The following is a 12,893-nucleotide window of genomic DNA, read 5'->3' as shown; positions in this document are numbered from 1 at the left end:
GCTACTGGATCGTCACCTTGCTCAGGCTGAACAGCGTGCCGGTCGGCGTCGGCACGAACCCGGATATGTTCTTCTGTTGCGCCGTATAGCTATAGGAGGTGTAGAGCCAGATCCACGGCGACATTTCGGCGAGGTGCTTCTCGAATTCGGCGAAGATCGCTTTGCGTTTGGCCGGATCGGTCTCTGCGCGGCCCTGCTGCATCAGGCTGTCGAGCGTGTCGTCGATGTAGTTCGCCACCTTTTGCAGATTGCCTGATTTGGTCCAGTAGCGGTTGTACATGGTATAGGGGTCGGCCCGGCCGCCATTGAGCGCGATCGCCATGTCGAAATCGCCCTTCAGCCAGGCGTCGACATAGACGTTGAGCTCCATCATCTTGATATCGAGTTTGACGCCGATTTCGGCGAGCTGCGACTGGATGACCTGGGCTTCGGCCGCTGCCGTCGGCGGCTCGCCCGTGGCGCCGATCACGGTCGCCGAAAAGCCGTCGGCAAAGCCGGCCTCGGCCATCAGCTTCTTGGCCTTTTCGACATCGCGCTTGTAGCAGAACAACTGGCTGGGATCGGTGGCCAGCGCCGGGATGGTCAGCGGTCCGGTGACCTTGCCTTCGCCCAGCGCGGCGGTGTCCAGCACCTCCTGCCGGTCGATGGCGCAGGAGATCGCCTGGCGCACCTTGAGCTCGGTCATCGGCTTCCGCGACGGGTTGAGCTGCAGCACGTTGTAGGCCAGCACCGGCACGCGGTTCAATTGCAAGTTGGCTTCCTTCGGCACCAGCGTGGCGACGAGCGGATCGTTGAGCAAGGCGAAATCGATCTGCTTGGTGCGCATGGCGGCGAGGATCGCCGCCTCGTCGGGCAGCACACTGATCTCGATGCCGTCGACGCCGGTCGCGCCGCCGGCCCAGTTCTTGTTGGCGCTCAAGACTTCCTTGGCGTTGGGATCCCACTTGTCGAGCTTGAACGGGCCCGAACCGACCGTCCTGGTGCCGATCGAGCCGGCCTTGATCTCGGTCGCCGGAACGATGGCCGCGTTGACGTCGCTCATCGCCGTCAGGATAGGTGCGTCGGCCTGCGACAGGTGGAACACGACGGTCGCCGCATCCGGCGTGTCGATGCTGGCGATCGACAGGAAGTTGGCGCGGGCAGCGGCACCGGTCTTCTCGTCGAGAATGCGCTCGAACGACGCCTTGACGTCGGCGGATGTCACGGCGGTGCCGTCCTGGAATTTCGCCTTGGGATCGAGCTTGAAGGTCAGCCCCTTGCCGTCCTTCGAAAACTCCCAGGAGGAGGCGATGGCGGGGATGATCCGCAGACTGGCGTCGACGCGCACCAGCGGCTCATAGATCAGCTCCAAAAGCCGCAGCGAGGAAAAGGCCGTCTGCTTGTGCGGATCAAGCCCGGTGGCGTCCTGGGACCAGGCCATGTGCAGTGTCGCCGCCTGCGCCGAAACCGTCCCGATGCCGAGCATCGTGGCAAGGGTGATGCCCGAAAGCAGCCTTCTTGTAAGATGAACCATTCTCGTCTCCCATTATTGAACTCGATGCCTTGCAGTTTCCGAGGACCGCTTCCAAGGCACACATGCTATGGAGTGTCGGCCCAGTCTATGCGGCTTGACGCCGTCTTGTCTAAAGTGGCTTCAGGTTGCTTCGTCGCCGATCGCCTTTCGCAGGAACCCTCCGGCCCTGGACAAAGCGGCCCGCGCCGCGTCCACGTCGAGGCCGGTGATGGTCACCAGGATCGCCAACTTGACGTCCTTGCCGGTCCGGTCGAGCGCCTGCCGCGCCTGCGGCGCGGTACAGCCGGTCGTCTGCATGACCATCCTGATCGCCCGGGCCACCAGCTTCCTGTTCGATGGGTTCAGGTCGACCATCAGATTCTGGTAGCTCTTGCCGATCCGGATCATCGAGGCCGTGGTCAGCATGTTGAGCACCAGCTTCTGCGCGGTTCCCGATTTCAGCCGCGTCGAGCCGGTGAGCACTTCGGGGCCGACGACCGGCGAGATCGCGATGTCGGCGATACCGGCAATGGCCGATGCCGGATTGCAGGAGAGGGCGACCGTCGTTGCGCCGATCTGCCTGGCATGGGTCAGCCCGCCGATGACATAGGGCGTGCGTCCGCTGACCGCGATGCCGACCACCACGTCGTCGGGTGTGAGTCCGATCCCCTGCAAGGCCTTGGCGCCCATCTTCGGGTCGTCCTCGGCGCCTTCGAGCGAGCGCACCAGCGCGTCGGACCCGCCGGCAATCAGGCCGACCACCATGCCTTCGGGCACGCCGAATGTCGGCGGGCATTCCGAAGCGTCGAGCACGCCAAGCCGGCCGCTGGTGCCGGCGCCCATGTAGATGAGGCGCGCGCCCCTCTGGAAGGCAAGCACGATCCGGTCCACCGCGCCGGCAATCTCGGGCAGCACCTTTTCGACGGCCGCTGGGACGATCTTGTCCTCGTCATTGATCCTGCGCAGCACGTCGAGGGTCGGCAGCAGATCGATGTCGACGGTCCTTGGGTTCCGACCCTCGGAAACCAAGCGATCCAGCTCAGACATCAATCCTTGCTCGGTCATCCCAGCGCTTTCAAAAATTCTGCCGCACGACGCCCGGCATGACTCGACGGGCAGCCAGTGCGGACGGACCTTGGGGTCCGTCATCGCAGTTTTTCTTTGTTAACTTTCTAGAATTTGATATTCGTATCGTCAACGGAGATTTGGAATATTCTATTCCTGCCCAAATTGGCTATCCCTTGCAAACCGAACGCTTGGCAAGAATGATCGCGCCGGATACGGCGTCGCCGTCGGCGGGCTTCAGGCGGCGGCGCACATCGGGAGAAAGCCAGGGTTCGAGCGGGCTGGCGAGGCCGCCCAGCAACGTCACGCGCAGCGCGCCTTTTTCGAACAGCACCCGCACCAGCGTGTCGATCTGTTCGGCGGCACCTTGCACGATGCGGCGCCCCACGGGATCGCCCTGGTCGGCATGGCGCATCACCATGGGTGCAAGCGCGGCATAGTCCGTGGCGCTGGCGCGGTCCATCCAGGCGACAGCCTCCATCGGGTCGCCCGCGAAGCGCTGCATGACCTCCGCCAGCAGCGCCGTGCGCTCGTGGCGGCCGTCATGGGCGCGCAATGCCAGTTGCACGGCTTTCAGTCCAAGGTCGGCGCCGCTGCCCTCGTCGGAGATCGGAAACCCGTAGCCGCCGGCGCGCAGGTCGCGGCCCTCGACGAAGCCGAGGCCGATCGAGCCGGTCCCGGCGATGACGATGGCGCCGTCCTGGCCGGAATGCGCGCCAAGGCAGGCACCGATGCCGTCGCTGACGAAGTCGATGCTGGCAAAGGGATGCGCGATTGCCCGCAACGCCTCAAGCGCGCCTTTGCGGCCGATGCCGGCAAGGCCGATGCCGGCATGGATCTTGGCGGTTTCGGCTGGCGCGAAACCTGCTTCCTCGATCGCCGCGCCGAAAGCTTTGGCGATGGAGGCCCAGGCTGCCTCGATGCCGAGCCGCGTCGTCGCCGGCCCCGACAGGCCCTGTCCCAGCACCGTGCCTTGCGCGTCCTCGAGACGGGCGCGGCAACCGGTGCCGCCGCCATCGACGCCGAGAAAATAATCCGCTTCGGTATTCATGCGCCCAGCCGCTCGATGCCGGCGCCGCACAGGCGCAGCTTGCGGTCCAGTTGCTCGTAGCCGCGGTCGAGGTGATAGACGCGGTTGATTGTCGTCTCGCCTTCACAGACCAGCGCCGCCAGCACCAGCGACACCGAAGCCCGCAGATCGGTGGCCATCACTTGCGCGCCGTGCAATTTCTCGCCGCCGCGCACCAGCGCCATGGTGCCTTGCAGCTTGATGTTGGCGCCGAGCCGCATCAGTTCGGGCACATGCATGAAGCGGTTCTCGAAAATGGTTTCGCGCAGCAGCGACGCACCCTGGGCACAGCACATCAGCGCCATGAACTGCGCCTGCAGGTCGGTCGGAAAGCCCGGATAGGGTTCCGTCGTCAGATCCGCGGCCTTGAGCGGGCGGTCGCGCGACACGATCAGACCGCGATCGCCTGGCCAGACGCTGACGCCGGTCGCCTCCAGCAATTGCACCACCGAGGCCATGTGCTCGAGCCGGGCGTGCGTCAGTTCGAGCTGGCCGCCGGTAATGGCGGCCGCGATGGCATAGGTGCCGGCCTCGATGCGATCGGGGATGATGTCGTGCCTGGCGGCGTGCCAGCTGGTGTCGCCCGCGATCAGGATGCGGTGCGTGCCGGCGCCTTCGATGCGCGCGCCCATGGCAACGAGGCAGGCGGCGAGATCGGCCACTTCCGGCTCGCGCGCCGCGTTCAGGATCTCGGTTTCGCCCTTGGCCGCGGTTGCCGCCATCATGGCGGTTTCCGTCGCGCCGACCGATGGCGAGGGGAGCACGATGCGCGTGCCGGTCAGCCCGTTCGGGGCCGAGGCGACGATCAGGCCGTTCTCGACGGCGATCCTGGCGCCAAGCGCGGCGAGTGCGGCGACATGCATGTCGACCGGCCGCGCGCCGATCGCGCAGCCGCCCGGCAGCGAAACCCGGGCATGGCCGAACCGCGCCAGCAACGGCGCCAGGACGAGCACCGTCGCCCGCATTTTTCGTACCGTGTCGTAGGAGGTCTCCTTGGAAACGGCGGTACTTGTGTCGATTGTGGCGGCATGGGCGGACCGGGTGATTTCGGCGCCGTGAAGTCGCACCACGCCGAGCATGTTTTCGACGTCGGTCACATCGGGCAGGTTGGTCAGTTCCAGCGGGTAGGGGCTGAGAAGAGCGGCCGCGATCTGCGGCAAAGCGGCATTCTTGGCGCCCGATATGGTGACCGCGCCTTCCAGTCTCCGTCCGCCGACGATCCGCAATCTGTCCATGGCTGAAACCTTGACGGCCACATCCGGTGACCTACCCGGGAATCCCGAGCGATGACCCCGGGTTGAGCCGAGAATTAATTCTGCGTTCTTGGCTGTCAATCAAAATTGGAATAATTTATTCCTCGTCTTTGCAGTGAAGAGCGAGGGATTTCCGTGTCCGTCTTAAGCAGGATCAGTGCCGAGCTCGACGGCATGGCGCCCGGCGATCGCGAGATCGGCCGTTATATCATCGACAATCCCGACCAGATGCTGCGGCTGTCGACGGCGGCACTTGCGGCCGAGATCGGCCGCAGCCAGTCTAGCGTCGTCAAGTTCAGCCAGAAGCTCGGCTATGCCAGCTACCAGGAGCTCAAGCTCGCCGTCAGCGAGGCCAAGGCGCAGGATTGGCAGGTGCCGGCCGGCGTCATCCATGGCTCGATCGAGGTGGGTGATACTTTTCCGGTCATCCTGAAGAAGCTGATCGGCAGCAAGCTGCTGTCGATGCAGCAGACCGTCGCCGCCAACAGCGAGCGCATCCTCTCCAGGACGCTGGACCTGCTTGATGGCGCGCGGCGCATCCATCTGGTCGGCGTCGGCGCCTCCTCGCTGGTGGCGCGCGATTTTTCATACAAGCTGATGAAGCTCGGCCGCAATGTGCTGCATGACAGCGACAGCCACATCCAGATGGCCAACGCCTCGACGCTCGGGCCTGACGATGTGCTGTTCGCGCTGTCCTATTCCGGCGCCAGCATCGAAACCTTGCGTATCGCGGAGCTTGCCAGCAAGCGTGGCACGACGGTGATCGCCGTCACCGGCCTGCACGACAATCCGCTGAGCCGCGTCGCCGACATCCGCCTCTACACCCTCGCCGACGAGGAACGCGCGCGCTCTTCCTCCATCACCGCGCGCGACGCGCAGCTGACGCTGACCGACCTTCTGTTCATCCTGCTGGTACAGAAGCAGCCCGACGCCAACGACTACGTTCACAACAGCGAGGCGGCGGTCACGGTGCTGAAGGCCGAGCGCTCGTCGTAAAGGCCTCAGACGCTTTCGAGATAGGTCTCGATCTCGAAATCGCTGACGTTGAGGGCAAACGTATTCAATTCCTGGCGTTTGCAGGCGACGAAGGAGTCGCGCAGGATCGCCGGGAAGATCTCCGCCACATGCGTCCCGCCTTCAAAGGTTGCGATCGCCGACGCCCAGTCCGGCGGCAATTTGGCCGGGGCAACGCCTTGCCCGTCATTCCCCGCCGGGTCGCCTGGCGACATCTGCTTCTCGATGCCGATCAGCGCGGCGCCCAGTATGGCGGCAAGCACGAGATAGGGGTTGGCGTCGGCTCCCGAGACGCGATGTTCGATGCGGCGCGCGCCGGTCGGGCCGCCGGGGATGCGGATCGCGACCATGCGGTTCTCGTAACCCCAGGCGACCGCGGTCGGCGCGTAGGATCTCGGGCGCAGCCTGCGGTAGGAATTGAAGTGCGGCGCGAACACCAGCGTGCTTTCGGCCATCGCCGCCAGCAGCCCGCCGACCGCGTGTCGCATGGTGTCGGACCCCTGGTCGGTGCCGTCGTCGAACACGTTGCGCCCATCGGCATCGACCAGGCTGAAATGGACATGGAAGCCGTTGCCGGCGCGGTCGCCATAGGGCTTGGCCATGAAGCAGGCGGCAAAGCCGTGCTTGCGGGCAATGCCCTTCACCGTGCGCTTGAACAACACCGCATCGTCGGCCGCCCGCAAGGCGTCGGCGACATGGTTCAGGTTGATCTCGAACTGGCCGACACCATTTTCGGCGATCGCCGTATCGACGGGAATGCCTTGCGCCCGGCAGGCTTCATAGATGTCGTGGATGAAGGCTTCGAAATCGTCGATCTCGTCGATCGACAGCGCCGCGTCGGAATCGAGACGCCGCCCGGTGACCGGTGAGACCGGTCCGACCGGCCGCTGCGATTGCGGATCGACCAGGTAGAATTCCAGTTCGGTCGCCGCGACCGGCGTCAGGCCGAGCGCCTTGTAGCGATCGAGGATACGAGCCAGTGCCCGCCGGGGGTCGCCGAGATAGGGCGCTCCGCTCTCATCGGCGAGCCAGAGCGGGACGAGCGCCGTCGGATGCGCCGTCCATTCCACCGGCAGAATGCCGCGACCCGTCCATTGGCAAAGGCCATCGGCATCGCCGGTCGAGAAGACCAGGCTGTTGCCTTCGATGTCCTCGCCCCAGACGTCGAGCCCGATCAGCGAGTAAGGCATGCGCAGCTTGCCCTCCAGCGCCTTGCGGGCCTGCTCGACGGGGATGCGTTTTCCCCGCATGATGCCGTTGAGGTCGCACACCGCGGCCCTCAGACTCTGGATGTCGCTTCGGCTTTCAAGCCAGTTCAAAACGTCCGCAATTGCATCGCTCAATTTCAAACCTCTGGTTCCCTGCGGTGTCGCATCTGAGGCGAGCACCCTATTCTCACGACAAAGCAGCTGATGAGTTCATGAAGGCATCTCCGACATCGGTCGGAAAAGTTTCCTTCATCTTTTCAAGTCATTAGCCGGTATGTCGGGAGGCATTTCAGGAACCAATTGCGCGATCTGCGATCGCAACATAGCGACAAGGCAAGGGAAAGCCAAGTGGCATCTGGAGTGCAGGAGACACCGGTTTAGCTCCTCGCTTCCGGGAACCTGACCTGCCGCAGGATGTGGGCAGCACCTTCGTCGATGTCGCGAACGATGGCCGCCCGCGCTCGCGCACCGTCCTGCGCCTCGATCGCGGCAACGACTTCCTCGTGATAGTCGATATCCAGGATGGAGGAGAGGTCGTCCTCGAATCCCACGGCGAGGTTTCTGAGAAACGGGCCGACCTGCATCCACACCGTCTCGATCAGGAAGATCATCTGCTCGTTGCCGCAATGGCGATAGATCGAGAACTTAAAATCGTGGTTCTTCCTGAGATAGTCGCCGATATCGCCTTTGCGGGCCGTCAGGGTCAGTTCCGTGCAATGGCGTCGGATCGCCCGCAGATTGTTGCCGTTGATCAGTATCGTCGCAAGCTCGGTCGCCGGGCCTTCGAGCAGTGTGCGCACGGCGGTCAATTGCGAGAACCGCTCGGCCGAGATCACCGGCACCTCGACGCTGCCATTCGGCATCGGGCTCAGTGCACGCAATGCCTGCAGCCGCATGAAGGCACTGCGCACCGGCATGTCGCTGGTACCGAGTTCCCTGGCGAGCTTGCGCGAGGTCAGCTTCTGGCCGGGCAGGAATTGGCCCGACATCAGGGCTCGCACAAGCTCCAGATAGACCTTCTCGTGCAGGGGCACGGTGTCGACGGCGGTCAAACCGAAATGTGTTCTGCCGGCCATTGGCGGGGCGCACCTTCATCCGTTCTGAAAATGACCTGACGACACGCGCCGCGGACAAAGCTTAGGCCCGGCACGGCGGGAACACCCAAGCCGCCGATTGATCAGGCATGATAGACGCTTCGATCGTTGCGCGGCAAGCCAACCGCCGGAGCCGGCGCGGTGCGGCGGGCTGCCTTCCTTTCCGGCTATCGATCCGGAGCCGGCCCGCTCTTTTCCTGCGCCAGATGCGTCAGCAAATTCCTGGTGATCCGGCCGACGTCGTTCATGGCATCGCCCGCGGGCAAGGCGCCGCACCAGGCGACCGAACTCGCGCAGAAGATCAGACCGCCCGAGGGCAGATGGCGCAGCGTCATCTCCGCGCAGCGGCGCTCGTCGCGCTCTCTGTCACCTCCTTCGTACCAGCGCGTCGCGTCATGGACGAAGCTGTCCGGGAATCCGGTCGCGCGGGCAATGACCATGGTGTCGGGGGATGTGCCCAGATGCGGGTCGGTGGCATCGACCTCGTAGCCGGCGGCGCCTCCAAGCACGATGCCCTCGTCGCCGAAGGTCTCGCTGGTGACGCCGTCGAACAACCACGCGGCCGAGGGCTGACGGCTTTCCGGCGTACGCGTGAAAGGCCGCGCGCCATCGAAACCCATCAGCGAGATGGCGACGCCGGTCAGCGAGAACTCGCCGCGCCCGCTGGCGCGCAGGTAGCCTCCCGGCTGGTTGGTAATCGACAGTGACTGTTCGGCGATGGGGCCGTCCCAGGTCCGGCCCGCCTCGAGCGGCGAGCGGCGCAATTCCATCAGATCGTCCTGGAACGCCACCTTGCCGGCAAAGCCATTGCCGCCGAGATAGGCGATGCTGCCGCCCGCCGCCGCGAACTGCCGCAGCGCATGCTCCATCTCGACCGACATGTATTCGGGATGGCTGCCGGTGATGACCGCCTGATAGCCCTGCAGGCCGCCAAGACCCAGTTCGTGCAGGTCGCGGTCGGTGATGAGATCGAAGGCGATATCATTGTTGTGGCAGAAGCGTAGAAAATGCAGGTCGACCGGCAGATTGTGCGGGCAGCCGCAGAGCGGATAATTGTAGTCGTCACGCAGCGTCGCCTTGGGCTTCCTGGTGGAACAGATCGACACGCCGCTGAGGTCGCTGTGATAGTCGTAGAGCGACTTCAGATTGTTATCGATCGCGAAGCGATGGCCGCGATCTTCGCACATCCATTCGTAGAGATGCGCCGGCAGGAATTCGTCCGCGTAAGCGAGATAGGTGGCCGTCGGCACCAGGAACAACAACGGCGCCCGGCGCTCCGACGAAGTGATGAAGAAGACGATACGCTCCGATCCTTCATCGTGACCGACCTCGAAGGCATAGACCCCGGCGGGCGCCTCGGCGGGAACCTGCAATTGGTATGAGGCCGGCCACCGCAACGCCCCCATGTCGTCGTCGTGGCAATGCACGGCGTCGTAATGCGACGGCACCAGCCGGGGGTCGAAACTCGACCCGTCCCAGCGGCGCGAGGTCATGCAGAAGGCGGGCTGGTTGACCGTTTCCAGGAAGAGGACGCGATCGGTGCCTGTCGAGGCGAGCGGGCCTCTCGGCAGCAGGGTCGGAAACGTCCAGGCGATACGGCCAGCCGCGGTTTGCAGCGAGATCGTCGAGAATTTCGCGTTGAGCGACCTGACATCGTTTGCCGTGCTGGTGCCGAAGACCATGTCGCCGGTCAGGAGCCGCCACGGCAGGTCGAATCGACGATCCAGGCGAAACGGCGACAGGAGATCGTCCGAATCGATCCGCAGCACGGTCGCGCCGTCGTTCGACGAAATCTCGACCTTGAGCCAGGTGTTTGCCGGCAAGACCACGTCGCTATCGGGCGAGTTGCCGTCGTCGCCTGATATCAGCCGCCCGTCCTGCAAGCCGAGGCGCAGGTTTCCGCTTTCGAACAGCACGCGGGCGCCATCGTTGCGGGTCAAGTATACTTCGAAGGCGACGCCTTCGATCTCGGTGGCCTTGGCAAGTTCCGCCGCCGCGACCCTGAGGAAGGATCCGTGATCGAAATCGCGACGGGACACGGCATTTCCCGTCGGCTCGACGCGCCAGCCCATCGGCTCGGCCGCTTGCGTGTCGAGCCGCACGACGTGCACGTCGCGTACCGGCCGCGACGACGAGACATGGAGGGCGACTGGTGTTCCTGCCGCTGTATGCCAGGGAACGGTATAGCCTGAGACGGCCATGGCGCCGTGGTCGACGGGGCGTTTCATCGCCGCAAAAATCCGCGTCGCGATCCCGGCTGTCGCACTCTCCCCGGCTGTCGCACCCTCATCGATGGCAAGCTGGACATTCTTTCATACCTTTGGGTCTGGAGGGCATATATCCCCTCGGCCTTGCTTGCCGACGAAGTTCGTAGAAAATCTCGCTCAGCCATCGATGGCCATCGGCAAATGCGAGTTCTAGGCATCCATCGCAGGCATCCGCTTGGTGCCTGATCCACGACGACATTATCGCGATCGTCCGAAACCGGACAGTCGTTCTCGTAGGTCGGCCTCTTCATCACAAAACTTGACCTTCACGCACTTGCACGTCCGGCCGCTCTCTGGCTTTTTGGGGTACCCATCCGAACGGACTGATTCGCGTCATGCCGCTCGATTGCAATGTCTTGCAGGCAGTCTGCTTGTGGGTCGTGAAGCGCACGCAATTGGCGAAGGAGAAGCAGGCATGGCCGAGTTCAAGAAGCCGGAAATCTCCGAGATGAGACCCAAGATCACCGTGATCGGCGTCGGCGGCGGCGGCGGCAACGCGATCAACAACATGATCGTGGAACAGCTTCAGGGAACCGAGTTCATTGCCGCCAACACCGATGCCCAGGCGCTGACTATGTCGAAGGCGACGCGGCTGATCCAGCTTGGCGCGCACGTCACGGAAGGCCTTGGCGCCGGCTCGTTGCCCGAGATCGGCCGTGCCGCGGCCGAAGAATCGCTGGACGAGATCATGGATCATTTGGCCGGCACCCACATGTGTTTCGTCACTGCCGGCATGGGCGGCGGCACCGGAACCGGTGCGGCCCCGATCATCGCCCAGGCGGCGCGCAAGGCCGGCATCCTGACGGTCGGCGTCGTCACCAAGCCGTTCACCTTCGAGGGCAGGCGCCGCATGCAGATGGCCGAAGAGGGCATCGAGCGGCTGCGCGAGGCCGCCGACACCGTGATCGTGATCCCCAACCAGAACCTGTTCCGGATTGCCGATGCCAAGACCACTTTTGCCGATGCCTTCGTCATCGCCGACAGGGTGCTTTATTCAGGCGTCAGCTGCATTACCGACCTCATCGTCAAGGAAGGCCTGATCAATCTCGACTTCGCCGACGTCAAATCGGTGATGCGCGGCATGGGCCGCGCCATGATGGGAACCGGCGAGGCTTCGGGCGAAGGCCGGGCGATGAAGGCGGCGGAAGCCGCGATCGCCAATCCGCTGCTTGACGAAATGTCGATGAAGGGCGCCAAGGGCGTGCTGGTGTCGATTTCGGGCGGCCGGGACATGACCCTGTTCGAGGTCGACGAGGCGGCCACGCGCATCCGTGAAGAGGTCTATGAGGACGCCGATATCATCGTCGGCGCCATCTTCGACAAGAGCATGGAAGGCCGCTTCAGGGTCTCGGTGGTGGCGACGGGCCTCGATCGTTCGCTCGGCGAGGGTGATGCCGATGCCGGCATGGCACATGGCCATTCCGTGCCGTCCGCCGCACGGACCCTGCAGTAACCTTTCTCTTCGATTGACCTCCCGGGCAGGCGACCCGCGGTATCTGCCGCGTCCCCGGGGCGGAAAAATTGCTCTTCAGGACGCCTTCTCGCCGATGAGCTCGAATCGCTCGATCTCGCATTCGCGCGCGACCAGCGCCAGGATTTCCGTCGAGGGTTCGGCGGCGTCGGACTGTCTCCATTCGAGATTGAACGAGTACACGAAGCGGTCGCGGCTGGGATCATGCTCGATCTTGGCAAGGCGCGCGCCGTAGCCGAGCGGCCGCACCATCTCCGGAAGGTCAGGTGGGAATCCGTTTGCCCAGGAAACCGACAGGATCGCATGGTGGTCGCGCGGCAACTTGAGGTCGACCCATTTCAACACCTGAAGTGTCAGTAGCGTCAGCACGGTTGCAATTGCCGCAAGACCAAACTGGCCGCCGCCAACGGCAAGTCCGATCATCGTCATGATCCACATGGTGGCCGCGGTGGTGATCCCAGTCACGAGATCGCCGCGCCGAAGGATGGCGCCGCCGCCGATGAAGCCGACGCCGGTCAGCACGCCAAGCGGCAGACGCAGCACGTCCATGCTGGCGAAGAAGTCCATTCCCTTACCCGTGGTATCAAGCAGTATGTTGGCCTGGATCATGGCCACAGCGGCTGCCAGGGCGACCAGGATGGTCGTGCGAAGCCCGGCGGTGTGGCCGCGCGCTTCCCTGTTCAGGCCGATGAAGAAACCAGCCAGCAGCGCAAGCAGCAACCGGGCGACAAGATCGGGCCATGTCGGATGAAGTGGCATATCGCAGCAAAGCGGCTCGAACATCGCCCTGTCAGGGCGGCGCTGGTGCTCCGCCCTCCATTTTTCTCAGGATTTCGGCGCCCTCGCTGACGACGTTGCTTGCGGCTGGCCGGTACGTCGCGACCTCGGGCTGTCGATGTAAGAACCTTTTTGCCTTCGTGAGGTTCCCGGCGAACCGTCGCGCGGCAGCCGACCAAACGC

General features: G+C 64.1%; 10 protein-coding genes. 2 read left to right on the top strand and 8 right to left on the bottom strand.

Annotated features, from left to right (window positions below):
* Position 1 precedes the first annotated feature (1 nt).
* From FJ527_RS14395 to murA, 4 genes are all read right to left on the bottom strand, one after another.
* Positions 2-1,513 carry an ABC transporter substrate-binding protein gene (locus FJ527_RS14395; protein WP_140823411.1) on the bottom strand — a complete coding sequence of 504 codons (1,512 nt, stop codon included), beginning with the start codon at positions 1,511-1,513 and terminating at the stop codon, positions 2-4.
* Between the two features lie 120 nt (positions 1,514-1,633).
* Entirely contained in the window at positions 1,634-2,557 is a 924-nt protein-coding gene (gene murQ, locus FJ527_RS14390; protein WP_140823410.1) for an N-acetylmuramic acid 6-phosphate etherase, read from the bottom strand.
* A 169-nt stretch (positions 2,558-2,726) separates the two neighbouring features.
* Positions 2,727-3,608 carry an N-acetylglucosamine kinase gene (locus tag FJ527_RS14385; RefSeq protein ID WP_140724570.1) on the bottom strand — a complete coding sequence of 294 codons (882 nt, stop codon included), beginning with the start codon at positions 3,606-3,608 and terminating at the stop codon, positions 2,727-2,729.
* Entirely contained in the window at positions 3,605-4,861 is a 1,257-nt protein-coding gene (murA, locus tag FJ527_RS14380; protein ID WP_140823409.1) for a UDP-N-acetylglucosamine 1-carboxyvinyltransferase, read from the bottom strand. The genes FJ527_RS14385 and murA overlap by 4 nt, the downstream gene beginning before the upstream one ends.
* Before the next feature lie 153 nt (positions 4,862-5,014).
* Here murA and FJ527_RS14375 point away from each other — a divergent pair, with 153 nt between their 5' ends.
* Complete coding sequence (locus tag FJ527_RS14375; RefSeq protein ID WP_140661518.1) at positions 5,015-5,875, top strand: MurR/RpiR family transcriptional regulator; 861 nt, start codon at positions 5,015-5,017, stop codon at positions 5,873-5,875.
* A gap of 5 nt (positions 5,876-5,880) precedes the next feature.
* Here FJ527_RS14375 and FJ527_RS14370 read toward each other — a convergent pair whose 3' ends face one another.
* The 3 genes from FJ527_RS14370 to FJ527_RS14360 form a co-directional block, all read right to left on the bottom strand.
* On the bottom strand, positions 5,881-7,236 hold the full coding sequence (locus FJ527_RS14370; protein ID WP_140617417.1) for a glutamine synthetase family protein: 1,356 nt from the start codon (positions 7,234-7,236) through the stop codon (positions 5,881-5,883).
* A gap of 242 nt (positions 7,237-7,478) precedes the next feature.
* Positions 7,479-8,177, bottom strand: a complete 699-nt coding sequence (locus FJ527_RS14365) for a GntR family transcriptional regulator (RefSeq protein ID WP_140823408.1) — start codon at positions 8,175-8,177, stop codon at positions 7,479-7,481.
* 185 nt (positions 8,178-8,362) lie between these two features.
* Positions 8,363-10,423, bottom strand: coding sequence for a N,N-dimethylformamidase beta subunit family domain-containing protein (locus FJ527_RS14360; protein WP_140823407.1), 2,061 nt, complete (start codon positions 10,421-10,423; stop codon positions 8,363-8,365).
* A gap of 454 nt (positions 10,424-10,877) precedes the next feature.
* Between FJ527_RS14360 and ftsZ the strand changes: the two genes are divergently transcribed.
* Positions 10,878-11,915, top strand: a complete 1,038-nt coding sequence (gene ftsZ, locus FJ527_RS14355; RefSeq protein WP_140715186.1) for a cell division protein FtsZ — start codon at positions 10,878-10,880, stop codon at positions 11,913-11,915.
* Between the two features lie 75 nt (positions 11,916-11,990).
* Here the strand turns inward: ftsZ and FJ527_RS14350 are convergent, their stop codons facing one another.
* Positions 11,991-12,716: an MgtC/SapB family protein gene (locus tag FJ527_RS14350; protein ID WP_140715185.1), complete on the bottom strand. Its 726-nt coding sequence runs from the start codon at positions 12,714-12,716 to the stop codon at positions 11,991-11,993.
* Between the last annotated feature and the right edge of the window lie 177 nt (positions 12,717-12,893).

It is taken from the genome of Mesorhizobium sp. B2-4-18, assembly GCF_006441385.1.
In the GTDB taxonomy this organism is placed as follows: Bacteria; Pseudomonadota; Alphaproteobacteria; order Rhizobiales; family Rhizobiaceae; genus Mesorhizobium; species Mesorhizobium australicum.
Note: the sequence above shows the minus strand (reverse complement) of the source record. Positions and strands in the feature narration are given on the sequence as shown.